We start from the raw sequence: 26361 nt of genomic DNA on the forward strand, positions 1-26361 counted from the left end.
ACACGCCAGCGCAGCGCGCGGCCGCAGCGGCAGGCCGACGCTTCGCTTACGCTGCGCGGATGAAGCCCATTACTCGCACCCTGCCGACCGCGCTGTCGTTGTCATTGGCCCTGGCGGCTTGCGGCCCGGCGCCCGCGCCGCCGTCGCCCCGCAACGCCGCTGCGCCCCAATCGCCGCCGCTGCACCTGCGCGAGATCGCCTTGCCCACGACCGCGGTCGCCGCGCAACCGGACCTGGTCGCCGACGGCCAGGGCGGGCTGCTGCTGTCGTGGGTCGAACCGCAGGGTGCGGGACATTCGCTGCGTTTCGCCACGCTCGCCAACGGAAGCTGGAGTGCGCCGCGCACCATCGCCGGCGGCACGGACTGGTTCGTCAACTGGGCCGATACGCCGCACGTGGCCGTGACGGCGGATGGCGCGCTGTGGGCGCACTGGCTGCAGAAGTCGGCGCAGGACTCCTACGCCTACGACGTGGCGATGACGCGCTCCGGCGATGGCGGGCAGACGTGGTCGGCGCCCGTGCGCGTCAATGACGACGGCAAGGCCGCCGAGCACGGTTTCGTGTCGCTGTGGCCCGCGGCCAACGACGCGCTCGGCGTGGCCTGGCTCGACGGCCGCGACTCGGCCGGCGAGGACGCGCATGCGATGCACGGCGGCCACGGCGGGGCCATGACCCTGCGCACCGCGGTGTTCGATGCGCGCCTGCAGCGCCGCGACGAAACCCGCATCGATGCGATGACCTGCGACTGCTGCCAGACCGACGTCGCCCTCACCGCGCGCGGACCGCTGCTCGCCTTCCGCGACCGCACGCCCGAGGAGATCCGCGACATCGCCGTGTCGCGCCTCGACCAGGGCGCCTGGTCCGCGCCGCACACCGTGCACGCGGACGACTGGAAGATGCCGGCGTGTCCGGTCAATGGTCCCGCGCTCGCCGCGCGCGACCACGACGTCCTCGCCGCCTGGTACACCGCCGCCGGCGACGTGCCCGCGGTGAAGCTGGCGCATTCGCGAGACGATGGCGACCGCTTCGCCGCGCCCGTCACCCTCGATCGCGGCGAAGCGGTGCAGGGCCGCGTCGATGTCGCGCTGTCCACCGACGCGGCGTGGGTGCTGTGGCTGCGCGAGGACGCAGATGGCCAATCGCTGCAGCTCGCGGAATACGCGCCCGATCTGTCGCGGCAACGCCAGCGCCTGGAGGTGGCGCGGCTGCAGGGGCGCGGCCGCGGCACCGGCTTCCCGCAGTTGGCGCTGCACGACGGCGGCGTGGTCGTGGTGTGGACCGACGTGATCGGCGGCAAGCCGCAGCTGCACGCGGCGGTGGTCGCGCCCTAGCGCTCGCACGCCGCTCGCGGCGCAGCGTCCGACCAGCGGCAACGCAGCGTTCGCTGCAGATGGAACCATCGGGTGGCGCGGCGGCCTACCCTGCCGCGCTCCTCCCGCCGGAACTTCCGCCATGCGCGCCGCCTTCTATTCCCGCACCGGCTCGGCCCGCGACGTGCTGTCCGTCGCCGACCGCCCGCGCCCGGACCCCGGCCCCGGCGAAGTGCGCGTGCGGCTGGCCTGGTCGGGCGTGAACCCATCCGACGTGAAGAGTCGTGCCGGCACGCGCAGCAGGGAGTTGCCGTTCGCGGAGGTGATCCCGCACAGCGACGGCAGCGGCGTCATCGATGCCGTCGGCGCCGGTGTGGCGCGGGAACGGCTCGGCGAGCGGGTGTGGCTGTGGAACGCCGCCTGGGGCCGCGCGCACGGAACCGCCGCCGAGTGGATCGTGCTGCCCGCGGCGCAGGCGGTGCGCCTGCCGGATGGGGTGCCACTCGAGGTTGGCGCCAACCTCGGCATTCCCGCGCTCACCGCCCTGCACGCGCTCGCCGTCGATGGCGGCGTGGCCGGCCGGCGCGTGCTCGTCGCCGGCGGCGCCGGCGCGGTCGGCCATTACGCGGTGCAGATGGCGAAGCTGCTCGGCGCCGCGCAGGTGCTCGCCACGGTGAGCTCAGCGGAGAAGGCCGCGCTCGCGCAGGCCGCGGGCGCCGACGTCGCCATCGATTACCGCCGCGAGGACGTCGCCGCGCGCGTGGGTGAGCTCGCCGGCGGCCGCGGCGTGGACCGCATCGTCGAGGTCGACTTCGCCGCGAACGCCGCGCTCGACTTCGCGCTGATCGCAGCGGAAGGCCGCATCGTGGTCTACGGCAGCGGCGCGCCGGAGATCGCCGTGCCGTTCGTGCCGGCGATCCTGAAGAACGTGCGCGTCAACTTCTTCATCGTCTACCACCTGTCGCCCGCCGATCGCGGCATCGCCGAACGCCAGCTCACCGCGTGGCTGGAAGCCGGCGCCCTGCAGCACAACATCGCGCTGCGGCTGCCGCTGGAGCGCGTGGCCGAGGCGCATGAGGCGGTCGAATCCGGGCGCGTGGCCGGCAACGTCGTGCTCGACCTGGGCGGCGACGCGCGCTGACGGCCGCGCCGCTTCCGCAACGCCCGCGCGCCTACTTCTCCTTGCGCCAGTTGATCGACGCGCGGTTCTCCACCGTGCTCGATTCGATCTGGATGTCGAAGCCCTTGCGCAGCAGGTACTTCAGCGTCAGCACCTGGCCGGTGCCGAGCAGCGACACGCCGTAGCCGACGTACAGGCGCGGCGAGAGGTACTTGCCGACGCCGAGCACGCTGCCGCCGAGCGCGCGGCTCTCCATCACGCCGGCGTCGTCGAGGCCGATCTTCGCGCCCAGCTGCGAGGCCAGCAGGCTGCCGCCCGCCGACAGCGCCGCGCCGGCGGCGTTGAGCTGGCGGCTCTCGTCGTTGCTCGCGCTCGACAGCGGCCGGCCCAGCGCGAGGTACGACAGCGCCTCGGACTGCGAACTGGCCGGATTGCTCCACACCTTCGCCTGCGGCGCGGCGGCGCGGCCGGTGACGTCGATGCCGGCGGTGACCTGGCCGACTTCGCGTTCGGCGCGGATGTTGAGGATCGGATCGGCGACGGGACTGTTCGACCACACCAGTTCGCCGCGGGTGATCTGCAGCTTCTGCCCGTACGCGGTGTAGCGGCCGTCGACGTCGAGGCGGCCCGACGCGGTCATCTCGCGGCCCGGTCGCGCGCGCACGCGCAGCTGGCCGCCGAGCGTGCCATCGAGGCCGAAGCCGGCGAGCTTGACGTCGTTGCCGAGCGCGATGGTGAGGTCCATGTCGAGCGGCGAGGCGCGGGTCTGCTCCGGGTCGACCGGATCGAGCACGACCACGTCGGGCGACGCGGACACGCCTTCGTCCAGGCGTTCCAGGTCGATGCGCGCCGACGGCACGGTGACCGTGCCGGTGACCTGCAGCGGCTGCTTGGCGGCGTAGCGCACCTGCACGTCGGGGTTGGCGACCGCGCGCAGGTCGCGCGTGTCCGAGAGCAGCACGTTGTCGCCCTTGAGCGCGAGCACCAGCGGGGTGTCGTCGCCCTGCCAGCCGAGCGTGCCATCGATGTTGAGCGTGCCGTCGCCGGAACGCAAGCTGCCGGCGATGCGCGCGGTGCCGTCGGGCAACGCATCCATGCGCACGTCGCCGTCGCGCAGCTGGATGGCGAGCGCGGGCAGCTCGGTGGCGAAGCGGGTCAGGTGCGCGTTGCCGCCGAGCAGGGGCTTGGCGCGCGTGCCGGCGAGCGTGACACGGCCTTCGAGCTTTCCGGTCGGCTCGACGATGTCGGGCGAGAACAGCTCCATCCAGGTGAGTTCGTCGGTATCGATGCCGACCTCGCCCGACAGCGGCGCGTACGCATCCCAACCGGTGGCGATGCGCGCATCGACGCGGCCGTCGTCGTTGAGCGAGCTGTGCAGTTCTGCGCTGAGGCGCTGCGGATCGAAGGTCGCGGTGAGGTCGAGGCCGCCGTAGCGCACGATCTCGGTGCGCGAGCGCTCGCTGAACTTCATGCCGCCGTTGGGCGAGGTCAGGTGCGCGGTGCCGCGCCAGCCCGCCCCGAGCGGGCGCAGCTGCGCGCTGAGCGCGACGTCGCCGCGCAGGATCCACGGACGCCGGTCGCTGCGTTCGGGCAGGTAGGGCAGCAGCAGGGTCAGCGGCAAGCCGGTGCCGCGCACGTCGAGGCCGCGACGCGGCCAGTCGGCATTCGCGCACAGCGAGCCGCCGCCGCTGGAGGCGAGGCAGGCGTTCGACAACGCGCCGCTGCGCCCGTCCCAGCGGAACTGCGCCGCCTGCTGCAACTGCCACTGCGCGCCCTTCACCGGCACCAGCCGCAGCGACGCCAGCGCGCCCTGCCAGGTGGCGCCACGCTTGACGGCGTTGCCGCTCAAGGCCAGCGAGCCGATCTCGCCGCGCGCCTCGCCCTGCAGTTGCAGGTTCTCCACCGCGCCGCGTGCATCCAGGGTCAGCGACTCGACCGGCGTGCCGAGATCGAGGCCGTTCGCGCGCACGGCCAATGCGCCGTTGCCGCTGCGCCAGGGCAGGCGCCCGCGCACGCTGAGGCTGTCGGCGCGGTAGTTGCGATAGCGCAGGCCGCTGCCGTCGAGGTCGGCATCGAGGTCCGGCGTGTTGCGCGGGCCGCGCAGCGTGAGCGTGCCCTGCAGCGTGCCCGCGCCGTCGGGCAGCAGGTCGTTGAGCTGCAGCGGCGCGAACTTCGCATCGATGGCGAGCACGTTCGCGACCTTGCCCTTCGCCTCGATGCGGCTGCCGCCCAAGGTGAGCGCGACGTCGCCTTCGTAGCTGTCCTGCGCGGCCGGTGTCGCGGCGCCGCGCATCAGGAAGCGGCCGCGCCCGGCGAGCGGGCGTCCACGCAGGCGCCCGCCCAGTTGCGGCGCATCGACCACGATGTCGAGGCCGCCGTCGTTGCGGGTCGTGCCGCGGGTGCTGAAGCGGCCGCGCAACGCGCCCGGCCACCGCGGGGCGAAGTAGCCGGGATCGAAGCCGTCCAGGGTGGCATCGAGGTGCCAGCCCAGCGTCGGCTTCCAGGCGACGTCGCCGGTGGCATCGAACGCGCCGCTGGGCATCTGCGCGCGCAGGTTGCGCACGGCCATGTGCGCGTCGTTGCCGCGGCCGTCGAAGAACACCAGCGCGCGTTCGCCGTCGCGCGTAAGCGTGGCGCGACCGATCGCGGCCCAGGCCTGCAGCGTGCCGGCGATGCCGAGATCGGCATCGGCCTGGATCAGCGGGGTAGCGCGTGCGGCCCGCGCGGGGGTCGTCGCCGTCGTCCTGGCGCCGCCCCATTTCAGCGCACGCGCATTCACCGCGAAGCGCAGCGTCGCGTGTTCCGGGTCGTTGAAATCGGCGCGGCCGCGCAGCACCGCGGTGCCGTCGAACAGGCGCAGGGACAGCGGTTTGGCTTCGAGGACCTGGTTCTCGATGCGCAGCCTGGACGGCAGCACGGTGGCGCTGAAGCCGCCCTGCGCCGCGTCGCCGTGGGTGAACTCACCCTGCAGGTTCATCTCGCCGCCGACGCCGTCCGCGTCGAAGCGCAGCGCCAGCGGCACGTCCGACGGCTTGCCTTCGGTCAGCAAGGCCAGGTCGAGCGCGTCGGAGCGCGCGTGCAGCTGCCAGCGCGGCTGCGCCTTGCCGTGCAGCGTGAGCGTCGCCCGCGTCGGGCCCGGCGCACGGCCGGCGACGCCGACGTCCATGCGCGTGAGGTCGCCGCGCGCGACCAGGCCCAGTCGCGGCGGCGTCGTGCCGGCCTGCGCCGGCAGCACGGCGGTGGCGACCAGGTCCATGCGGTAGTCGTCGCGCGGCACGTAGTCGCCGTGCAGGGTGAAGCGGCCGCGGCTGGTGTCGGCATCGAGCGATTCCACGTGCAACCGGCCGTCGCTCGCATCGAGCCCGGCGCGCAGGCGGCGCACGTCGACGAGCAGTTGCCGCGCCTGCGTCACCACCAGCCCGTCGACGCGCACGTCGTCGGCCTGCAGCGCCAGCGGCGGATGGATCGCCGGCAACGATTCGGGCCAGCGCGGCAGTTCCAACGGTTCGTCGCTCCTGGGAATCTCCAGGGTCGCGCCCTGCAGTTGCAGCGCATCCAGGCGCAGGCGCCGGCCGAGCAGCGGCCGCAACGCGGGATCGAGCACCACCCGCCGCGCGGTGAACTCGAGCCGGCGCGGGTGCGCGGGATCGCGCTTGCCGTGCTTGTCGGCCAGCAGGTAGGTGAAGCGCACGTCGTGCAGCACCAGCGGTCCCGAGGCCGGGCCTTCCGCGCGCGCCCACGCCAGGCTCGCTTCCGCCGGCAGGCGCTGCTGGATCTGCGCCAGCAGCACGTTGCGTCCGCCGACCGTGGTGAGCAGCCAGTACAGCAGCGCGGCGGCGCCCAGGGTCAGCGCCGCGGCGGTGATGCTGCCGCGGATCGCGAGCCAGCGCAGGCGGGCGCGCCGCTTGGCGCGCAACTCGGCGATGCGCGCTTCGTGCGCGTCGCGTTCTTCCGGCGTCATCGTCGGCCGCTTCGTCGCCATCACAGGTCCGCGCCGATGTTGAGGTAGATCTCGTACTGCGAATCCGGGTGGTACAGGCCGTGGGCGATGTCCAGGCGTACCGGGCCCACCGGCGAGCGCCAGCGCAGGCCGATGCCGACGCCGGTGTGGAAGTCGGGCCGGTCGTCGTCGAAGGCGTCGCCGCCATCGACGAAGCCGGCCGCGCCCCAGGTCTCGTTGAAGTAATGCTCGAACTCGACCGAGCCGGTGAGCACGTTCTTCGCGCCGAGCGCGTACTTCTTGCCGCTGTCGGTCACCAGGGTCGGCCCGACTTCGCGGTAGGCGTAGCCGCGGATGCTGCGGTCGCCGCCGGCGAAGAAGCGCAGGCTCGGCGGCATGTCGACCAGGCCGTTGGTGAAGGTGTAGCCGGCCTCGCCACGCACGATCAGTCGATTGCGCTCGCCCAGTCCGCGGTACCAGCGTCCCAGGCCCCACGCCTGCAGGAAGCTCGCATCCGAGCCCAGGCCATTGAGGCCGCCGCGCAGTTCCAGGGTGAGGCCGAAGGCATCGCGCGGGAACAGTCGGTTGTCGGCGTCGATGTACTCGCCGCGCAGCGACGGGTACAGGAAGGTCGCGTAGTTGTAGGCGACGTCGCCGTCGCCGTTGTCCTGCGTCACGTAGGCCCAGCGCTCGCGCAGCGCATGCAGCGAGGCCACCGCGTTGAGGCGTTCGTTGACCTGCCCGCTGCGGCTGCCGACCAGCTCGATCTTGTGCGTGTCGATGTAGTCGGTCTGCTCGTCGTAGAACTGCGCGCTGACCGTGTACCAGCCGTCGATCCAGGCGAACGCGGGAATGCGGTACTGCACCGTCGCGGTCTTGCGCTTCTCCGCCCATTCGATCTGGCTGAGCAGCTTGTGGCCGCGGTCGTTGAGGTAGCGGCGCTCCAGGCCCAGGCGCACGCCGGCGCCACTGTCGGTGCCGTAGCTGAGGCCGGCGGTGTAGATGCTGCGCTTGGCCGGCGTCAGCGTGACCTTGACCGGCACGCGGCCATCGACGGCGTTCTCCGGCTGCGGTTCGATGTCGATGCCGGCGAAGTAGTCCAGCCGCGCCAGCGATTCGCGGAACTTGTCGAGCTTGCCCTGGTGGTAGTAGCTGCCCTCTTCCCAGTACACCAGCCGCTCGATCAGGCTGTCGCGGATGATGTGCCGCGGCGCCTGCACGATCGTCATCGGACCCATGTCGTAGCGGTCGCCGCTGGCCCACACCAGGTCGATGTCGGCCGCGTGCTCGGCACGCGTCACCGCGACCTGGCGCGAGGCGAAATCGGCGTCGAAGTAACCGCGTTCGGCCAGGCGCCGGGTGATGCGCGCCTTGCTCGCCTCGTACAGCGAATGGTCGAACACGGCCCCGGGCTGCGGCACGAACTTGCCCAGGTCCTCGCGCAGGTACTTGTCGTTGCCGCCCTCGCCCTCGATGGCGATGTTGGCGCGGCGCACGGTCACCGGTTCGCCCAGTTCGACGGTGATGGTCACGCTGACCGGCGCGCTGTTGGCGCGGCGCTCGCCGGGCGCGGGCGCCTCGCTGGCCGCGGTCGGCGCATCGGCATCGGCATCCGCCGCGGCGGATACAGCGGCGGCGGGCGCGGCGTTCGCCGGCGCGCTGCCTGCTGCCGATGCCGTGGCCGGGGTTGCGCCGGGCGTGGCGCTCTCGACCACCGTGGTCACGCCATCGCGCGTGCGCTCGACGGTGATGCGCGGCGAGTAGTAACCGAACGGCTCCAACGCCTCGCGCGTTTCGCTTTCCGCCTCGCGCAGCAGGTAGGCGAGGCGGCGGCCGGAGACCTCCTTGCCGATCGCATCGACCAGCGACAGCGACACGCGCACGTTCAGCGCCATCGTCTCGTCGAGCCCGCGCACCTCGACCTTGCTGACCGTCGCGGCCTGCGCAGCTCCGGCGACGAACAGGGACAGGGCGCCGGCGGTGAGCAGTCGGGAGAGGCGGGGCATCGGCCGAGGATACCGGGGGCGGGTCAAAGGGGAATTAACGAAGCCGGTGCGCTTGGCGCTTGCGTTGCGCGCGCACCGCCGGGATCTGCACGCTGCGCTGCCGGCCGCGGCGCGGCTACGGCGGCAGCAGCCACCGCAGCCGCATGCACTGCTCAGACCGACAGGTGCTCGATCGCCGCGACGCTGCCGAGGCGGTCGCTGAGGCGCTTGAGCAGGGCGAGGCGGTTGTTGCGCACGGCCAGGTCGTCGACGTTGACCATCACCTGGTCGAAGAACGCGTCGACCTGCGGACGCAGGCGCGCGAGGCGGCCGAGCACGGCGACGTAATCGCGCGCCTCGACCTGCGCATCGGTGTCGGCGATGGCCGCTGCCACCGCGTCGCCCAGCTCACGCTCGGCCGCTTCGGTGTAGCGCGCCGGATCGATTGCGGTCGGCAGCGCGCCTTCGACCTTCTTCAGGATGTTGCGGATGCGCTTGTTGGCCGCGGCCAGCGCCTCGGCTTCGGGGAGCCGGGCGAATTCGGCGATCGCCCTGAGGCGGCGGTCGAAGTCGAGCAGCGAGGCCGGCCGCAGCGCGGCGACGGATTCGAACTGCTGCACCGGCACGTCCTGGTCGGCGTAGTAACCACGCAGGCGGTCGATTATGAACTCGCGCAGCTCCGCGACGTTGGCGGTTGCCGGGGCCGCCTTGTCCAGCGCGATCGCGCCGACGGTTTCGCGCGCCTTCGCCAGCAGCGCGTCGAGGTCGAGATCGAGCCCGCCTTCGATCAGCGTGCGCGCCAGGCCCAGCGCATTGCGCCGCAGCGCGAACGCATCCTTGTTGCCGGTCGGCTTGAGCCCCGCGGCGAAGCCGCCGGTCAGCGTGTCGAGGCGTTCGGCGATCGCCAGCACCTGGCCCAGCTTGGACGGCGCGATCGCGTCGCCGGCGAAGCGCGGCATGTAGGCCTCGTCGATCGCGTGGGCGACTTCGAGCGGCTGGTTCTCCACCGCGGCGTAGTAGCGGCCGGCGACGCCCTGCAGTTCCGGGAACTCGTTGACCAAGCGCGACTGCAGGTCGGCCTTGGACAGCTCCGCGGCGCGACGTGCGAGTTGCGGATCGACGCCGACCTGGGGCGCAATCACTTCGGCCAGCGCCGCCACGCGCGCGACCTTGTCGGCGACGCTGCCGAGTCTGGCCTGGTAGGTCACGCTCTTGAGGCCTTCGGCCATCGCGGCCAGGCCCTGCTTCATGTCTTCGGTGAAGAAGAACTGCGCGTCGGCGAAGCGCGGGCGGATCACCCGCTCGTAGCCCTTGCGCACTTCCGCTTCGTTCTTGGATTCGATGTTGGCGATGCCGATGAAGCGCTCGCTGAGCTTGCCGCTGGCATCGAGGACCGGGAAGAACTTCTGGTTCGCCTCCATCGTCGCGATCAGCGCTTCCTGCGGCACCGCGAGGAAGTCGCGGTCGAAGCTGCAGGCGATCGCCTTGGGCCATTCGGTGAGGCCGTTGACCTCCTCGAGGATGCCCGCGTCGATGCGCGCGGCGCCGCCACCGGCCTGCGCGGCATGCTCGACTTCGCTGACGATGCGCGCGCGGCGTTCGTCCGGATCGACCAGCACCCTGGCGCCGCGTAGCGCCTCGACGTACTCGCCGGCGTTGTTGATCCACACCGGCTTGTCGTGCAGGAAACGATGACCGCGGCTCATGCGGTCGGCGCGGATGCCCAGCACTTCGCCGGCGACCACGTCCTTGCCCAGCAGCAGCACCAGCCAGTGCATCGGCCGGGCGAAGCCGTAGTCGTGGTCGCCCCAGCGCATCGGCTTGGGGATCGGCATCGCCGCGATCGCCTCGTTGATGATCTCCGGCAGCAGGGCCGCGGTCGCTGCGCCCGGCTTCACCGCGCGGTGCACGAAGCGCTCGCCCTTGGCGTCGCTGGTCTTGTCCAGCGCGGTCCATTCGACCCCGGCCTTCTGCGCGAAGCCCTGCAGTGCCCGGGTCGGTTCGCCGTTGGCGTCGAGCGCGATGTTGAGATAGGGGCCGAGCACTTCCGAGGCCTGCTCGGGCTGCTCCTTGGCCACGCCCGGCAGGCGCACCGCGATCCGGCGCGGGGTGTACAGCGGCTTGGCGTCACCCCGGTCGAAGGCGATTCCGCGCCTGGCCAGGCCGTCCAGCACGCCGTCGAAAAACGCCTGCGCCAAGCCCGGCAGGGCCTTGACCGGAAGTTCTTCGGTGCCGAGTTCGATCAGCAGCGGCAGTTGCGTGCTCATGCAGGGTCCTGTGTTGCGGTGTGCGTGGCGCCGGCTTCGCCGCCCTGGGGGCCGTAGAACAGCACCCAGGTGGAAAAATCGTCGCTGAAATTTTCAAAACGGTGTTCGACGCCGGCGGCCGCGAACAGCAGCTCGCCCGCTTCAAACGGCTGCCGTTGCCCGCCGCAGACGAAGTCGCCGCGGCCGGCGACCACCACGTAGACCTCGTCGCGCGCGTGCGGCGCCTGCGGGTCGGTGCCGCGTGGCTGGTAGAACTCGACCTCGAGCGAACCGTGCCGGAACAGGCCGACCCAGCGTTGCCCATCCGCGCGGCGCGCGAGCGCATCCAGCGCGTGCGCCGGGGTCAGCCGCGGATTCATGCCGCGGTCGTCTCCGCGGCGCCCTTGCGCAACGCCGGGAAGCCGAGCTTCTCGCGCTGCAGGTAATAGGCCTCGGCCACGCCCTGGGCGATCTTGCGCACGCGCAGGATGTAGCGCTGGCGTTCGGTCACCGAGATCGCGCGGCGCGCGTCGAGCAGGTTGAACGAATGGCTGGCCTTGCATACCTGGTCGTAGGCCGGCAGCGGCAGGCCCAGCTCGATCAGCTTCTGTGCTTCCCGCTCGCAGGCGTCGAAGCGGTGGAACAGTTCGGCGACGTCGGCATGCTCGAAGTTGTAGGTGCTCTGCTCGACCTCGTTCTGGTGGTAGACGTCGCCGTAGGTCACCGGCGTGCCGTCGGGGCCGTGGGTCCAGATCAGGTCGAACACGTTGTCGACGTTCTGCAGGTACATGCACAGGCGTTCGAGGCCGTAGGTGATCTCGCCGAGCACCGGGCGGCACTCCAGGCCGCCGGCCTGCTGGAAGTAGGTGAACTGGGTGACTTCCATGCCGTTGAGCCAGACTTCCCAGCCCAGGCCCCAGGCGCCGAGGGTGGGCGATTCCCAGTTGTCCTCGACCAGGCGCAGGTCGTGCACCAGCGGATCCACGCCGAGCGCCTTGAGCGAATCGAAGTACAGCTCGACGATGTTGTCGGGGCTGGGCTTCATCACCACCTGGTACTGGTAGTAGCGCTGCAGGCGGTTGGGGTTCTCGCCGTAGCGGCCGTCGGTGGGGCGGCGGCAGGGCTGCACGTAGGCGGCGTTCCACGGCTCCGGACCGAGCGCGCGCAGGAACGTGGCCGGATGGAAGGTGCCGGCGCCCACTTCCAGGTCCAGCGGCTGGATCAGCACGCAGCCGCGCTCGGCCCAATAGGCGTTGAGGCGCTGGATCAGCTGCTGGAAGGTGATCGGTGACGGCGGCGGCGCGCTGGCTTGTGACATGGGTTCGGAAAGGCCGCGGGGCAAAGCGCGGTAGTATAGCCACGAGCCTCGCCGCCACTGGTTTTCCACCGCTTTTTCCCATGTTTTTCCGCCTGTCGTGAATGCTCCTTTCCTGATCCTGGAGACCGGCCAGCCGGTCGCATCCATGCGCCGCCACCGCGGCTTCCCGCACTGGATCCGTGTCGCCGCCGGACTCGAAGCCGACGACGCGGTGGTGGTGAACGTCGAGGCCGGCGAAACCCTGCCCGCGCGCGAGGGCTTTGCCGGCGCGATCGTCACCGGCTCGGGCGCGATGGTCACCGACCGCCATGCCTGGAGCGAGCGCTCCGCGCAGTGGCTGCGCGATGCCGCGCACGACGGCCTGCCGCTGTTCGGGATCTGCTACGGCCACCAGCTGATCGCGCATGCGCTCGGCGGCCAGGTCGACTACCACCCGGCCGGCCGCGAGATGGGCACGGTCCAGCTCGCGCTGCACCCGCAGGCGGAACACGACCCGCTGTTCGCCGGCCTGCCCGCGCAGTTCCCGGCGCAGGCCACCCACCTGCAGAGCGTGCTGCGCGCCCCGGAGGGCGCCACGGTGCTGGCCAAGTCCGACCACGACGCCTGCCACGCCTTCCGCTGGGGCGATCGCGCCTGGGGCGTGCAGTTCCACCCGGAGTTTTCCGCCACGCACATGCGCGGCTACGTGCGCGCCCGCGAGGAAGCGCTGACCCGCGAGGGCCGCTGCCACAAGCAGGTGGCGCGCACGATCAGCGCCACTCCGCACGCACGGCTGGTGCTGCGCCGCTTCGTGCGCCACGCGCGCCAGCTGCCCCGCTAACATTCGCCGCCGCGCCGAGCATTGGGGTCGTCCCTGCGCGGCCCCATCTTGCGGCTGCGCCCTTCCCCTGGAGATGTTTCGGCAATGACCACACGCGCCCACGGACCGCTCGCTGGCCTGACTTGGCTCAAGCGCGGCCTCAACTCCGGGCGGAACAACCCGCGCGCAATCTTCGGCGGCGCGGCATTGCTGATGATCGGGGCCCTGGTGCCGGGCTTCCTGCAGGCGTTCGCGCACGCGTCGCTGCGGCCCGGACCCGCGGGCGCCACGTTCATCGCCGCGCTGACGACCGTGCTGGCGGTGATCCTGCTCGGGCCCCTGATGGGCGGCTACCTGCGCGTGATCGACGCCAGCGAGCGCGGCCAGCCCGCGCACGCCGCCGACGTGCTCGCGCCGTTCCGCAACGCCCACGATGCGCAGCGGATGATCGCCTTCAGCTTCGTCATGCTGCTGGTGCAGCTGGGCGCGCTCTCGCTGCTGTGGGCGCTGTTCGGCGGCGCGCTGCAGCACCTGCAGGAGTGGTACCTGCAGGTGAGCGCACTGCTGCAGGACGCCAAGCCCGGGCAGCAACTGCCGCCACCGCCGGACGGCCTGGGCGGGCTCTTCAGTCTGGGCGGGCTGTTCGCCCTGTTCGTGGCGGCGGTGTTCTCGATCGGCCTGGGCCAGCTGGCGCTGCGTGGGCGCGGCGTGGGCACGGCGGTGTTCGAAGGCCTGTCCGGCGCGGCCCGCAACCTGCTGCCGCTGCTGGTGATGGCGTTGGTCGCCTTCGCCCTGCTGATGGCGGCCGGCGTGGGCCTGCTGCTGGTGGCGGCGATCCTCGGCCTGCTGCACCCGGTGCTGGCGCTGGTCGTGTTCCTGCCGCTCTACATGCTGTTCGTGCTGGTCCTGTACGTGGTGATGTTCGGGGTCATGTACCACCTGTGGCGCGATGTCGCGGGCGACGCGCCGGCCGCGGGCCTGGAGGCCTGATTACGGCCCCGGATCACCGCATCGGGCCCGCGTTTGCAGCGGAAACTCGCGCCCGCTCCCCGCTTCTGGAATAATTCGCGCTCTTTGACCCGGCGGGCCCAGCCCGATCCGCGGCCCGGGAAACACGTCTCAGGAACAGTCCCTCGTGCGCAATTACGACCTCGAATTCCTCAAGAAATTCTCCATGGTGATCGGCTTCCTGATGCTGGTCACGCTGGGCCTGATCTTCGGCGCCTACTACGTGCACCAGCAGCTGCCGGTGGAAGTGAGCCCGGTCGCGGCCAAGCGCACCGCCGAACGCATCGCCCCCGCCGGCGCGGTCTATGCCGGCAGCACCGGCGCCGCCGCCCAGGCTGCCGCGACAGCCGCCGCCGCGGCCCAGGCTGCCTCGCAGGTCGCCTACGGCGGCACCACCGACGGCTCGGTGATCTTCGGCCAGCTGTGCACCGGCTGCCACACCTCCGGTGCCGGCGGCGCCCCGACCCTGGACCAGGCGCACTGGGGTCCGCGCATCGCCCAGGGCAAGGACACGCTGTACAAGCACGCGATCGAAGGCTTCACCGGCGCCGCCGGCGTGATGCCCGCCAAGGGCGGCAACCCGGCCCTGACCGACGAACAGATCAAGGCCACGGTCGACTGGATGGTGTCGAACCTCAAGTAAGCGGTTCGCCAGCCGCGCCCAAGCAACGCCGCCTCCGGGCGGCGTTGTCGTTTGTGCGCCCCGATGATCGCGGGCGTCACGGGGCCAAGACGCGTCGCAGGCCCTCATGGTGTTCGAACGGCCGGGCCTGGTGCGTCTGCTCGATGGCACGATCCGGCGCCCTCGGCGGATGCGTCGCTAGCTGCCGGAAGGACTCGGCGGCCGGCGTCGCCAGCGCCACCTGCAACGGCATGTGCGCGACCCGTCGGGCGGGGTCGTCCAGGCCGCCCTGGACCACGAACACATTCCCGTTCCGGCTGATGACGACATGGTCGATGACGGTCAGCCCACTTTGCTTGGCCAGCCGGGTCACACTGGCCTCCAGCCGTGCGCTGTGCTCGTCCCGCGGATGATCGAGACCGGCATCGAGCCGATGCACGGCCGCCATGCCTTGCCGATGCAGGGCGTGATCGGGATGAGCGGGATCCACTGGCGTCGGGTGGTGCCCCGCCTGCCGCAGCGCCGCGCGCGTTTGCGGCCCCACCACGCCGAGCGGATCGATGCCATGCGCACGCTGGAAGGCCTGCACGGCCTCGCGCGTGCGGTCGCCGAAGTCGCCGTCGGGCTTGAGTGGACGGCCATGGGCATCGCGATAGCCAAGCCGTGTCAGCTGTTGCTGAAGGTGGCAGACATCGATGCCGCGAACGGCGGGTCGCTCCACTTCCCGCCGTTTCACTTCACCTCGCGACTGCTGCGCTCCATCATCCTGTTCGCGGGCTTCTCGGGTGGGATCTGCGAGTCGCCGCTCCCACATCCGGACCGCCTCCTTCCTTTCGGAGAGGTGGTTGTATCCACCATTGATGTCGCGCGTGGAGGCCTTCACATCGTGCTGGTGCCCATTGGAAACGACCCGCGTCTTCCAGTAGTAGATGGCTATGCGCGCGGCGTTTTCTGGGTGTTCCGCTAGTTCGGGGTGGTTGACCAGATCCAGTCCCAACTGCTTCCCCACGTTGGCGTAATGGGCACGCCCAGTCAGCTGCACATAACCCCTGCCGTGATAGGCCCACCCGTCATCGGGATGGACGTTGCCCAGGTTCTTTTTGCCCCATGTGCCGCCATAGACCGCATTGGCAATGCTCTGTGGGCCGCCGGCAGCGATGCGATTGGCATCGTCCAAGGTGTTCATGCCGTTTCGACCAGGGAACACTTCCAGAAGTCGTTTCCCCGTGTAGTGCAGGCTCTCGCTCATCCGCCGGAAGCCGCCGGACTCAACTTGCATTTGGCCCATGAAGTTGGCCAGCTCCTTCGGGTCGCTGATTCCCGCCGCCATTGCCCTGCGCAACAGAAAGTTCGCATTATCCGTGGACATGATCACTCCTCCTTGAGTGTTGGTTCTCGATCAATCCCGCCGTGGTAGCCCGTGTTGCTCCAAATCCGCATCTGCGGGCCACGCGAGGGTTATGTCAAGCAATGCCGGGTCGTCGTCCTCGACAACAGTGCCTTTGGTGCAGGGCAGTGCGGCAACTGCCTTCCGCGCGTCGCCTCTTGTGATCATGACGCCTTGCTCTTCGAGCCCCTGGGCACCTGACACCGAATAGACGATGTATCGGTAGCCGCCAGTAGCAAATGAATACGCGTATCCGCCGGTCGATCCGGCGAAGGTCAACTGGGTTCGCTTGAAGTCACCGGGTGGCCGCCTGTGGCCGGGAAATACGAGTTCAGGCCCCGCGGGTGATCCGTAGGCGTAATACAGATAGCCCTGGTCTGCGCTTACGTTCCTGGAAGCGCAGATCGAAACGAGCTTGCCCTTCGTTGTCTTGCAAGCGAACAGAACCGCTTCTTGGCCGGCGCACATCGAGTGCGCAACTTGGTCCGAAGCGCTGGCCAGTGCGGTAGACGGCGCCGCTATGCCGGCGAGGAGCGCACCGTCCGCGACGCGGGTCGACTCCGAACTGGAGCCCGAGGTGCATCCTGTCGCGAATGCAAGCAACAGGGGAAGGACCATCCGCTTGTGCATCCCACCACTCCTTGGTATCGGCCGCCAATCATCACGAATTGGTGCGAGCATCCCTAGCACCATTAGTGGCCTTATACGGTGCTGGAGCAGCCCATTTCAAGATTGGTCCGGCGCGCGAGAGCCGAACCCTGCTGCACGCCTTATCATTTCCCCATGAACGCCCCCACGTTCCCGACCGAATCCACGCCGCTGACCCTGCCCGGCCCCGCCGGCGACCTCGAGGCCGCGGTCGACCTGCCCGAAGGACCGGCGCAGCCGATCGTCGCGATCGTCTGCCACCCGCTGCCCACCGAGGGCGGGACCATGCACAACAAGGTGGTGACGATGGCCGCGCGCGCATTGCGCGAATCGGGCATCGCCACGGTGCGCTTCAACTTCCGCGGTACCGGCGCCTCGCACGGCCACTTCGACCACGGCCAGGGCGAATCCGACGACCTGCGCCATGTCGCCGGCTGGGTGCGCGAGCAGCGCCCCGATGCGCAGCTGTGGCTGGCCGGTTTCAGCTTCGGCGCGTACGTGACCATCAAGTGCGCCGCGGAGCTGCAGCCGGGGATGCTGATCTCGATCGCCCCGCCCGCGGCCGGACGCAGCTGGGACTTCGACGCGATCACGCCGCCGGATTGTCCGTGGCTGGTGATCCAGGGCGACGCCGACGAAGTGGTCGATCCGCAGGCGGTGTACGACTGGCTCGAGTCGCTGCAGCCGCAGCTGCGCCTGCAGCCGGAGCTGGTGCGCATGCCCGACACCAGCCACTTCTTCCATCGCCGGCTGATGGACCTGCGCGGCGCGATAAAGACCGGCGTGCGCCCGTACCTGCCCAACCCGGTGGCGGACTGAAGCGATGCGGTCGTTGAAGCACGGCAGGACGCGCCGGTGACCGATCCCGCCCCGCTGCCCTCGCAGCGCTACGCCCAGGGCGTCGCGCGCGGCGACTGGAGCGACGATCCCGCGCAACACGCCGCCCTGCGCGAACTCGACCGCCTGCATGCGCTGCTGCTGCAACCGGCGAAGCGCGGGCTGTTCGATGGGTTCCTTGGCAGGAAGCCGGAGACCCCGCGCGGGCTGTACCTGTGGGGCGGCGTCGGCCGCGGCAAGACCTTCCTGATCGACCTGTTCTTCGATGGGCTGCCGATCGCCGAGAAGCGCCGCACCCACTTCCACCGCTTCATGCGCGAGGTGCACGCCGCCCTGCGCGAGCACGCCGGCGAGAGCGATCCGCTGGCGAAGATCGCCAGCGAGTGGCGGCGCACCCTGCGCGTGCTGGTGCTCGACGAGTTCTTCGTCAACGACATCGGCGACGCGATGCTGCTCGGGCGCCTGCTCGAGCGCCTGTTCGCCGAAGGCGTGGCGCTGGTGACCAGCTCCAACACCGCGCCGGCCAACCTCTATGCGCACGGCCTGCAGCGCGAGCGCTTCCTGCCCGCGATCGCGCAGCTGCAGGCGCACACGGTCGAACTGCTGCTCGACAGCCCCAACGACTACCGGCTGCGCGCGCTGACCAAGTCGCCGGTGTACCGCGCGCCGCTGGATGCGCAGTCGGACGACTGGCTGGCGTCGCGCTGGCGCGAACTCACCGCCGGCCTGCCGCAGGATCCGTGCGCCAACGCCAACGGGCGCATCGAGATCGACGGCCGCGAGATTCCGGTGCGCGCCACCGCCGAGGGCCACGCCTGGTTCGACTTCGCCGCGCTGTGCGAGGGGCCGCGCGCGGCCAGCGACTACATCGAGATCGCCACCGAGCACCACACCGTGCTGCTCGGCGGCATCCCGCAGTTCGACGACACCCGCAACGATCCGGCGCGGCGCTTCGTCCACCTGATCGACGAGCTGTACGACCGCCACGTCAATTTCGTCTGCACCGCGGCGGCCGCGCCGACCGCGCTGTACGCGGGGAGCAAGCTCGCGCACGCCTTCGAGCGCACCACCTCGCGCCTGATCGAGATGCAGTCGGCCGAATACCTGGCGCTGGAACACCGCGGCTAGCCGCCCGTCGCGGCGGGCCGGCGCAGGCTCAGCGCGATGGTGGCGCCGATGATCAGCGCGACGCCGGCCAGCGACGCCAGCACCGGGATCTCGACCACGTCCAGCAGCAGCATCTTCGCGCCGATGAACACCAGCACCAGCGCGAGCCCGTAGGGCAGCAGGTGGAATCGGTCGGCCATGCCCTGCAGCAGGAAGAACATGGCGCGCAGGCCGAGCACCGCGAACACGTTCGAGGTCAGCACGATGAAGGGATCGTCGGTGATCGCGAAGATCGCCGGGATCGAATCGACCGCGAAGATCACGTCGGTGATGCCGATCAGCACGATCACCACGAACAGCGGCGTGTACCAGCGCACGCCGTCGCGAAGCACCGTCAGCGCGCGCTCGTGGTACCCCGGCGTCAGGCGCAGATGGCCGCGCATCCAGCGCAGCGCCGGGTTGGCTTCCAGGTCCGGCGCCTTGCCGGCGGCGAGGAACATCTTGATCCCGGTGAACACCAGGAACGCGCCGAACACGTAGAGGATCCAGTGGAACCGGGCCAGCAGCAGCGCGCCGGCGAAGATCAGCAGCGCGCGCAACACGATCGCGCCGAGCACGCCGATCACCAGCACGCGCTGGCGCTGCTCCTCCGGCACCGCGAAGTACGAGAACAGCATCAGGAACACGAAGATGTTGTCGACCGCGAGCGATTTCTCGACGAGGTAGCCGGTGAGGAACTCCAGGGCGACGCGCGACCCGGCTTCGGCGCCGGCCTCGCGGGCCACCCACCACCACAGCGCGGCGTTGAACAGCAGCGCGAGCGCGACCCAGCCCACGCTCCAGCCCAGCGCCTCCTTGAACGTCACCTTGTGCGGGCCGCCGTGGCGCATGAGCACCAGGTCGACCAGCAAGGCGACTACGACCAGTGCCGCGAACGCGGCCCACAACATCGGGCTGCCAATGGTTTGCATGTCGGATCTCCAGATGTGAAAAACGCCTCTCGGCCGCGGGCCAGGAGGCGTCATCCAGAGGAAGGGGACGCTTCGCCGCTCGCGGCGAAGGTCTTGCTCGCAACCGCGCTGCGGTTGCCTGCGGGACCGGGGCCTGAGCCCGTAATGACGATCCGGCAGCGGGAGCTACTCCCCTTCGACCCGGAGCATAGCAGAGGGCTACCGCGGCCCCGCTGTGCCCAGTTCGGTGAATGGGGCCACGCGTGCTTGACGCCTCCGGCGCACCGGTGCGCGCACAATCGCCGGCACCCCCGATGGAGCGGCACGATGGCAGTCAGCGATGAAGATGCGATCCGCGCGCTGGTCGAGACCTGGATGGACGCCACGCGTGCCGGCGACACCGCCGCGGTGCTGGAGTTGATGACCGACGACGCGGTGTTCCTGGTGGCGGGCCGGCCACCGTTCGGCAAGCACGAATTCGCCGCGGCCGCGCAGGCGCAGGCGCAGGCGGCGTCCGCGGTGACGTTCGACGGCCGCAGCGACATCCAGGAGATCCAGGTACATGGCGACTGGGCCTTCCTGCGCTCGCACCTGAGCGTGACGACGACGCAGCCCGGGCAGGCACCGGTGGTGCGCAGCGGCCACACGCTGACGATCCTGCGCAAGGAGCACGGCCGCTGGCGGCTGGCGCGCGACGCCAATCTGCTCGCCGCGCCGTCCGGCGCGTGATGCAGCGCCTGCCAGGCATCGCCTTGGTGCTGGCCACGCTGGCGTGCACCGGGTGCGCCTCGCTGCACGCCGGGTCGTGCGGCGCCGGCGAGCAGGCGATGGTCGAGGAGCGGCTGTACTTCGGCACGCAGACGCCGGACGGTGCGGTCACGCCGGCGCAGTGGGCGCAGTTCCTCGGCGAAGTGGTGACGCCGCGGTTTCCGCAGGGCCTGAGCACGTGGCCGGCGTCGGGCCAGTGGCGTTCGAGCGACGGATCGATCACCCGCGAGGATGCGTACGTGCTGGACCTGCTGCATCCCCGCGACCGCGCGAACGAAGCCGCGGTGCGCGAAATCATGGCGGACTACCGGCGGCGCTTCCGCCAGGAGGCGGTCATGCGCGTGCGCACGCCCGCCTGCGTCGCGTTCTGATCAGGCCGCGCGCTTGCGCAGGTGCAGCAGCGCATAGGTGGTGACCAGCGCCGCCAGGGCGATGCCGATCGCCAGCCATTCCTTGCGCGTCAGGGTCGCCGTGATCGCCACCATCGCGGCAACCGCCAGCAGTGGAATCGCGAACCCGCCCGGCAGCACGAACGGCGCATCGCCGCGCTCGCGCAGGTCCAGCGTCTGTGCGCGCCACGCGGCGAGGCTGACCAGGCCGTAGACCAGGCAGATCGCGCCGCCGGAGATCAGCGCCAGCGCATCGAAGTTGCCGGCGATCGCCAGGCCCCACGCCAGCAGCGCATGCACCGCCAGCGCCCACAGCGGCACCCGGTGCACCGGGCTCACCGTGCCGAACATGCGCGGCAGGTAGCCGTCGCGGCCGAGGGCGAACACCAGGCGCGCGGTGCCGAACAGGTTGCCCATCAGGAAGCCCGTCATCGAGATGCACGCGGTGACCAGCAGCAGGACGCGACCGGGCGCCCACAACGCGCCGGCGGTATCGGCGACCGGTACGCCGCTCTGCGCCAGGCCGGCGCCGAGCAGGCCCTGGCCGACGACCTGCAGGGCGAGGTACAGCAGCACCACCAGCAGGATCGCCACCAGCGTCGCGCGCGGCACGTCGCGCGCCGGATCGTTGAGTTCGCCCGACGGCACCAGCGCGGTTTCCATGCCGGAGTACGCGAACATCACCAGCACCATCGAAGCGCCCAGCGCCCCCCACGACGGCACGTCGCCGATCGCGAAGCTCACCTGGTTCCAGTCGACGAAGAACAGGCCGATCGCGGCGAGCGCGAACAGCGGCGTCAGCTTCAGCGCGGCCAGGGTGGTGATCGCGCGCGCTCCCAGCTTCACCCCGAACGCATTGAGCGCGAACAGCGCGGCGTACACGCACGTCAGCAGCAACGCGCGTGGCAACGGCGGCGCGAACGCGGGTACGAGGTTGGCGACCTGCACCGACAGCGCCGCGGCGACGCCGGCGCTGGAAGTGAAGTTGCTGATCCACATCAGCGCGCCGCCGACGAAACCGGCGAACGGCCCGAACGTCGCGCTGAGGTAGCTGTACGGGCCGCCGGTCACCTGCACGCGGCTGCCGACCGCGGCGAAGCACAGCGCGATCGGGATGATCGCCAGCGCGCCGGCGACCAGCGCCAGCGGCGCGGCGGCGCCCATCTGCGTGGCCAGCGCCGAGGGCATGCGGAAGATGCCGCCGCCGACGATCACGTTGATCACCGCGGCGGTGAGCGCGAAGCTGCCGACCGCGCGCAGCAGCGCCGCGTCGCCCTGCAATGCGGTGGAGCGGGTGGACGAGGAATCGTTCATCGGCGGGCGCGTGGCGGAGTTGCCGCAGGGTCGCACGCGCGCCGGGCCCGCTCCAAGTGCGGCCGCGGCATCTGCTTATGCGCTGGCGCCGCGCGCGCGGCTACAGGCTGCGCAGGAAGTGGTCCACCGTCGCGGTGTAGGCCGATGGCCGGCCCAGCTCGGCATTGATCTCGCCATGGCTCAGCGCCTGCGGCGACGCCTGCGCGCGGCGCCCGAGCCGGTTGGCGTGGGCGACGAAGTCGCGTGCCTGCGCGCAGGAGTCGCGGCGCCGCGCCGAGCACACCGCCAGCAACGGCACGCCCGGCGCAACGAGTTGCGCATCCGGCGAGGCGGCGCGCCAGTACGCGGGGTCGTCGCCGAAGGCCTCGTCGTAGAGCCGCGGGTGCGGCGCCGCCATGAAGCGCGCGGTGTCGAGCATCGCGCTGTCGAGCAGGACGGCGCCGCGGACGGGGCGCGCGTTCGCCTGCGCGAGCAGGTCGGGGGATGCCGCCAACAGCGCGCTCAGGTGCGCACCGGCGGAATGGCCCATCAGCACGAAGCGGTCGGCATCCCCGCCCCACTGCGTGCTCTCGCGCTGCGCCGCCGCGACGGCGGCGGCGACGTCGCGCGCCTGCCGCAGCGGATCGGCCGCGGGCAGCATGCGGTAGTTCGCGGAGATCACCACGTAGCCCTGCGCCGTCCAGTGTTCGACCTTCGCCGCCACCAGGTTCGCCGCGCCCTTGTCGCCGCGCTTCCACCCGCCGCCATGGACCAGGAACAGGGTCGGCGCATGCGTCGCGCCACGCGGCGCGTACACGTCGTAGCGCTGGGCGGGATCGCCGCCGTAGGCGCGCTCGCGCCACACCTGGACGTTCGCGGGAATCGCCGCCGGGTCGAGCGGCAGCGTACGGCGCATGGCCATGCGCTCGGCGATGCGCTCGCCCAGGCGGCCGCGCGCGCCCGCAGCGGGCACGGCCATCGTGGTGGCGAGGCCGATGCCGAGGGCGAATGCCGCCAGCCGCGCCGATGGATTGCGCTTCGTCTGCATCTTCGTCCCCGTGGTCCGTTGTCCAAGCCAACGCATGGCGGCGCGCGGCGTTGACGCAGGTCCGCCAATGGCCACAGCGGGCACGGGCAGGCGCCGGCTTTGGCGTTAGCATCGGGCCTTTCCGTCCTCGGAGAGCGCCATGCGCCGCCTTGCCGTCCTGCCCCTCGCGCTGTGCGCGCTCGCTGTCCATGCCGAAGGCGTTCAAGTGGGGCCGTCGGAGCGGCCGGAAGTCGCCGCGGCGGCCCAGGCCGAGCAGGCCAAGGTGATCGCGTGGCGCCGCGACTTCCACGCGCATCCCGAGCTGTCCAATCGCGAGGAACGCACCGCCGCGAAGATCGCCGAGCACCTGCGCGCGCTCGGCCTGAAACCGCAGACCGGCATCGCCCACCACGGCGTGATCGCGATCATCCAGGGCGGCAAGCCGGGACCGAAGGTGGCGCTGCGCGCCGACATCGACGCCTTGCCGGTGACCGAGCAGACCGGGCTGCCCTTCGCCTCGAAGCTGACCGCCAGCTTCAACGGCCAGACCACCGGCGTCATGCACGCCTGCGGCCACGACGGCCACGCCGGCATCCTGCTCGGCGTCGCCGACGCGCTGGTGGCGATGCGCAAGGACCTGCCCGGCCAGGTGATGCTGATCTTCCAGCCGGCGGAGGAAGGCGTGCCGCCGGGCGAGAACGGCGGCGCGCCGATGATGCTGGAGGAAGGCGTGTTCAAGACCTTCAAGCCCGATGCGATCTTCGGCCTGCACGTGTTCTCCACGTTGCAGGCCGGACAGATCGGCGTGCGCCAGGGCCCGATGCTCGCCGCGTCCGACCGCTTCACCATCAAGGTCCACGGCCGGCAGACGCACGGCTCGCGGCCGTGGGGCGGCATCGATCCGGTCGTCGCGGCCGCCGACATGATCGGCACCGCGCAGACCATCGTGTCGCGCCGCACCGACCTGGCCAGGCTGCCGGCGGTGGTCACCTTCGGCACCATCCATGGCGGCATCCGCTTCAACATCATTCCCGACGACGTCGAGGTGACCGGCACCATCCGCACCTTCGACCTGGGCATGCGCGAGAAGATCTTCGCCGACCTGAAGAACGTCGCCGAGCACGTCGCCGCCGCGCACGGCGCGACCGTGGAGGCCAGGGTGCCCGATGCGAAGGGCAATCCGGTGACGATGAACGATGCCGCGCTGACCGCGCGCATGCGTTCGAGCCTGGAAGCGGTCGCCGGCAAGGACAACGTGGTCGAGCCGCCATTGCAGATGGGCGCGGAGGACTACGCGTATTTCGCCAGGGAGGTGCCGTCGATGTACTTCTTCGTCGGCGCGACCGCCAAGGGCATCGATCCGGTCACCGCGCCAAGCAACCACTCGCCGCAGTTCAACCTGGACGAATCCGCGCTCGACCTCGGCCTGCGCGCGATGCTGCAGGTGACGCTGGATTACCTCCACGGCGGCTCGTAACCCGCGCGGGTCCAGCCCCCTGGGTCAGGGGCGATTCGCGCCCAAGGCGCGAATGGGCGTGTGGCAGCGCGTGGCGGAGCAAACTCTGGGGTTTCCAGGCGCAGCCGGGAAACCTCCCTACAGGATCGGCGCGAGCCCGGCGCCGAATGCGGTGAAGATCCGCGTCGTCAGCGACTTCAGGCCGACGTTGACCTCGGGGAAGTCGCCGACCGGGCGGTAGCAGGCGCGGAAGCGCGGATGGCTGCGCGGCAGCGGCGCGGGACACGCCGGGCCGGGCACGAATTCGTAGCTGGTGGCGTAGCGCATCGGCCACAGGTCGAACACCGGCAACTGTTCGGACAGCTTGCCGATCGAATAGTCCAGCCCGGACAGCACCGGCGGCTTGTCGCGCGGTGCGATCACCCATGCGTTGTCCGGGTTGGTGTCGCGGCGGATGCTCCGCGCCAGCGCCTGGGCGAAGACCGGATCCTCGATCACCAGCGCGCTCTCGGTGTTGTAGTTGTCGCCGCGCGGGTCGAAGTTGTGGGTGCCGATCACGCCGATGCGCTCGTCGATCACCACGGACTTGGCGTGCAGGCCGATGCGCACGCCGGCGCGCTTGAGCGGCACCGGCTCGTTGGCGCGGCGGCGCGCGTAACGCTTGGCGGCGTACTCGCGCGCCAGCGGCGCCTCGTAGCGACGGTAGAGGACGCTGCGGCGGTCGTAGCCGGGCCTGGCGCTGGCGCCACTGCCAGCGGGATGCCGGCGCGCGCCGGAGGAACCGATCGTGCCCGAGCCCGGGCCCGGGCGCGCGATCGCCTCGGTGGGGCCGTGGCCGCCGTCGAACAACGCGGGCAGGTCCGCGCCGGTCGCGGCGATGTCGATCGGCGCATCGAGCGGGAACGGCTTGTATTCGTAGATGTCGAAGCCGAATTCGCGCAGGTAGCGGCGCTTGTACTTGTACGACAGCGCGTAGGCGATGAAGGCGTCGGTCGACGCCAGCGAATTGGTCGACACCGTCACCCGCGGGCGCTCGCTGCGCGCACGCGCATGCATGCGCCGGAACATCGCCTGCGCCGGCCTGGACATCACCAGGTACGGCGTCTGCAGCATCACTTCGCGGTTGGCCGTCTCGATCAGCTGGCGCAGCTTGTCCGACGTCCATTCGCCCTCGCGCCCGGAACTGCGCTGCTTGCTCGGCGTGTCGGAGACGTAGTGCACCGCGCCGACCGGGATCGCCGCGCCGGCCAGCCGCTGCGTCACCAGGGCCGCGTCGCTGGCGTCGCGGCGCATGGCCTCGGCGCGCTGCGGGCGTTCGAATGCCGGCGCCGGCAGCGCCGGCACGCCCTGCCGGATCAGGCGCTTGCCGACGTCGGTGAGGAACTCCACCGGGACGCTGCGGCGGTCGTTCCAGAAGGTGACGAACGCTTCGTCCATCGTCGCCGCGACCGGACCGGCGACGAGCACGTCGCGGTCGCGGAAGTTGAACTCGTGGTCCCAGTCGTAATAGTCGTCCTGGTAGTTGCGCCCGCCGGTGATGCCGATGGCGCCGTCGACCAGCAGCATCTTCGAATGCATGCGCTGGTTGAGCTTGCGCCAGCAGCACGCGGCGGCGAGCGCGTACTGCGGGTAGGTGATGCGCGCGCGGTGCAGCACCGGGTTGTAGATGCGCACTTCCAGGTTGGCGTGCGCGCCCGCCAGCGCGGCCAGCGTCTCCACGCGCCGGAGCGCGGACAACTGGTCGAGCAGCACGCGCACCTGCACGCCGCGGCGCGCCGCCCGCAGCAGTTCGTCGAGCACGAGCTGGCCGGCATCGTCCTCGTCGAAGATGTAGGTCTGCAGGTCGATGCGCGTGGTCGCGGCGCGGATCAGGTTGACCCGCGCCAGCATCGCGTCCGTCCCCTGGTCGATGATCAGCGCGTAGTGGCGCGGCTGCGCCGGCGTGGAATCGGCCATGGCGCGCGCGGCGAGGTCGTGCAGCGGCGACGCCTGCGCGCACCTGTCCTGGGCGTCGCAATCGACCGCGGTGGGGCGCGCCGCGGCGACGACGCGCGCGCTGTCTTCGCGCTGCGCCGGCGACAGGCTGGCGCAGGCGGCGAGCATGCACGCGCACGCGGCCAGGCAGAGGCGGGACAGGAACTTCATGGCCCG

Annotated in this window: 21 protein-coding genes and 1 pseudogene; 10 read left to right on the top strand and 12 right to left on the bottom strand. The window is 70.9% G+C overall.

Translation table 11 applies throughout. From position 1 onward, the window contains the following. Positions 1–59 precede the first annotated feature (59 nt). Together BP05_RS10970 and BP05_RS10975 are read left to right on the top strand one after the other, a co-directional pair. A complete protein-coding gene (locus tag BP05_RS10970) occupies positions 60–1331 on the top strand; it encodes a sialidase family protein (protein WP_496363342.1) in 1272 nt (423 codons plus the stop codon). Between the two features lie 121 nt (positions 1332–1452). Beyond that, positions 1453–2451 (top strand): NADPH:quinone reductase, encoded by a 999-nt coding sequence (locus BP05_RS10975; RefSeq protein WP_496363344.1) that lies wholly within the window; start codon positions 1453–1455, stop codon positions 2449–2451. Positions 2452–2482: 31 nt separating this feature from the next. Here the strand turns inward: BP05_RS10975 and BP05_RS10980 are convergent, their stop codons facing one another. The 6 genes and pseudogenes from BP05_RS10980 to glyQ form a co-directional block, all read right to left on the bottom strand. Continuing rightward, on the bottom strand, positions 2483–6391 hold the full coding sequence (locus BP05_RS10980; protein WP_496363820.1) for a translocation/assembly module TamB domain-containing protein: 3909 nt from the start codon (positions 6389–6391) through the stop codon (positions 2483–2485). Between the two features lie 20 nt (positions 6392–6411). Continuing rightward, positions 6412–7608 carry an autotransporter assembly complex protein TamA gene (locus BP05_RS10985; protein WP_496363822.1) on the bottom strand — a complete coding sequence of 399 codons (1197 nt, stop codon included), beginning with the start codon at positions 7606–7608 and terminating at the stop codon, positions 6412–6414. Between the two features lie 57 nt (positions 7609–7665). Beyond that, positions 7666–8376, bottom strand: a pseudogene (locus tag BP05_RS10990) (POTRA domain-containing protein); the annotation flags it as partial. A gap of 152 nt (positions 8377–8528) precedes the next feature. Continuing rightward, positions 8529–10622 (bottom strand): glycine--tRNA ligase subunit beta, encoded by a 2094-nt coding sequence (gene glyS / locus BP05_RS10995; protein WP_496363346.1) that lies wholly within the window; start codon positions 10620–10622, stop codon positions 8529–8531. Next, positions 10619–10981, bottom strand: coding sequence for a cupin domain-containing protein (locus BP05_RS11000; protein WP_496363348.1), 363 nt, complete (start codon positions 10979–10981; stop codon positions 10619–10621). Before BP05_RS11000 ends, glyS begins: the two co-directional genes overlap by 4 nt. Beyond that, entirely contained in the window at positions 10978–11919 is a 942-nt protein-coding gene (gene glyQ / locus BP05_RS11005; RefSeq protein WP_496363350.1) for a glycine--tRNA ligase subunit alpha, read from the bottom strand. Before glyQ ends, BP05_RS11000 begins: the two co-directional genes overlap by 4 nt. Positions 11920–12016: 97 nt before the next feature. Here glyQ and BP05_RS11010 point away from each other — a divergent pair, with 97 nt between their 5' ends. From BP05_RS11010 to BP05_RS11020, 3 genes are all read left to right on the top strand, one after another. Further along, positions 12017–12739, top strand: coding sequence for a glutamine amidotransferase (locus BP05_RS11010; RefSeq protein WP_496363352.1), 723 nt, complete (start codon positions 12017–12019; stop codon positions 12737–12739). 84 nt (positions 12740–12823) lie between these two features. Then, positions 12824–13708 (top strand): hypothetical protein, encoded by an 885-nt coding sequence (locus BP05_RS11015; protein ID WP_496363354.1) that lies wholly within the window; start codon positions 12824–12826, stop codon positions 13706–13708. A 145-nt stretch (positions 13709–13853) separates the two neighbouring features. After that, complete coding sequence (locus BP05_RS11020; protein WP_496363356.1) at positions 13854–14369, top strand: c-type cytochrome; 516 nt, start codon at positions 13854–13856, stop codon at positions 14367–14369. A gap of 76 nt (positions 14370–14445) precedes the next feature. Here BP05_RS11020 and BP05_RS11025 read toward each other — a convergent pair whose 3' ends face one another. After that, positions 14446–15717: an XVIPCD domain-containing protein gene (locus BP05_RS11025; protein WP_496363359.1), complete on the bottom strand. Its 1272-nt coding sequence runs from the start codon at positions 15715–15717 to the stop codon at positions 14446–14448. Positions 15718–15747: 30 nt separating this feature from the next. After that, entirely contained in the window at positions 15748–16365 is a 618-nt protein-coding gene (locus tag BP05_RS11030) for a hypothetical protein (RefSeq protein WP_496363360.1), read from the bottom strand. A 153-nt stretch (positions 16366–16518) separates the two neighbouring features. Between BP05_RS11030 and BP05_RS11035 the strand changes: the two genes are divergently transcribed. Next, positions 16519–17202 carry an alpha/beta hydrolase gene (locus BP05_RS11035; protein ID WP_496363361.1) on the top strand — a complete coding sequence of 228 codons (684 nt, stop codon included), beginning with the start codon at positions 16519–16521 and terminating at the stop codon, positions 17200–17202. Between the two features lie 36 nt (positions 17203–17238). Beyond that, positions 17239–18348, top strand: a complete 1110-nt coding sequence (zapE, locus tag BP05_RS11040) for a cell division protein ZapE (protein WP_496363362.1) — start codon at positions 17239–17241, stop codon at positions 18346–18348. Here the strand turns inward: zapE and BP05_RS11045 are convergent. Then, positions 18345–19298, bottom strand: coding sequence for a TerC family protein (locus tag BP05_RS11045; protein WP_496363363.1), 954 nt, complete (start codon positions 19296–19298; stop codon positions 18345–18347). The genes zapE and BP05_RS11045 overlap by 4 nt on opposite strands. A 306-nt stretch (positions 19299–19604) precedes the next feature. On the opposite strand from BP05_RS11045, the gene BP05_RS11050 reads away from it, so the two are divergent. Then, the gene (locus BP05_RS11050; RefSeq protein ID WP_496363364.1) at positions 19605–20006 is read left to right on the top strand and encodes a YybH family protein; all 402 of its coding nucleotides are present in this window, start codon (positions 19605–19607) and stop codon (positions 20004–20006) included. Continuing rightward, positions 20006–20416, top strand: a complete 411-nt coding sequence (locus tag BP05_RS11055; protein WP_496363365.1) for a DUF3574 domain-containing protein — start codon at positions 20006–20008, stop codon at positions 20414–20416. The genes BP05_RS11050 and BP05_RS11055 overlap by 1 nt, the downstream gene beginning before the upstream one ends. Here the strand turns inward: BP05_RS11055 and BP05_RS11060 are convergent, their stop codons facing one another. Together BP05_RS11060 and BP05_RS11065 are read right to left on the bottom strand one after the other, a co-directional pair. Beyond that, entirely contained in the window at positions 20417–21748 is a 1332-nt protein-coding gene (locus tag BP05_RS11060) for an APC family permease (RefSeq protein ID WP_496363367.1), read from the bottom strand. It abuts the gene before it with no gap. Between the two features lie 100 nt (positions 21749–21848). Further along, on the bottom strand, positions 21849–22775 hold the full coding sequence (locus tag BP05_RS11065) for an alpha/beta hydrolase (protein ID WP_496363369.1): 927 nt from the start codon (positions 22773–22775) through the stop codon (positions 21849–21851). Positions 22776–22914: 139 nt separating this feature from the next. Here BP05_RS11065 and BP05_RS11070 point away from each other — a divergent pair, with 139 nt between their 5' ends. Further along, complete coding sequence (locus tag BP05_RS11070) at positions 22915–24231, top strand: amidohydrolase (RefSeq protein ID WP_496363371.1); 1317 nt, start codon at positions 22915–22917, stop codon at positions 24229–24231. Between the two features lie 117 nt (positions 24232–24348). Here BP05_RS11070 and BP05_RS11075 read toward each other — a convergent pair whose 3' ends face one another. Next, the gene (locus BP05_RS11075; RefSeq protein ID WP_496363373.1) at positions 24349–26355 is read right to left on the bottom strand and encodes a phospholipase D family protein; all 2007 of its coding nucleotides are present in this window, start codon (positions 26353–26355) and stop codon (positions 24349–24351) included. Positions 26356–26361 lie beyond the last annotated feature (6 nt).

This window comes from Lysobacter oryzae DSM 21044 (genome assembly GCF_059568595.1).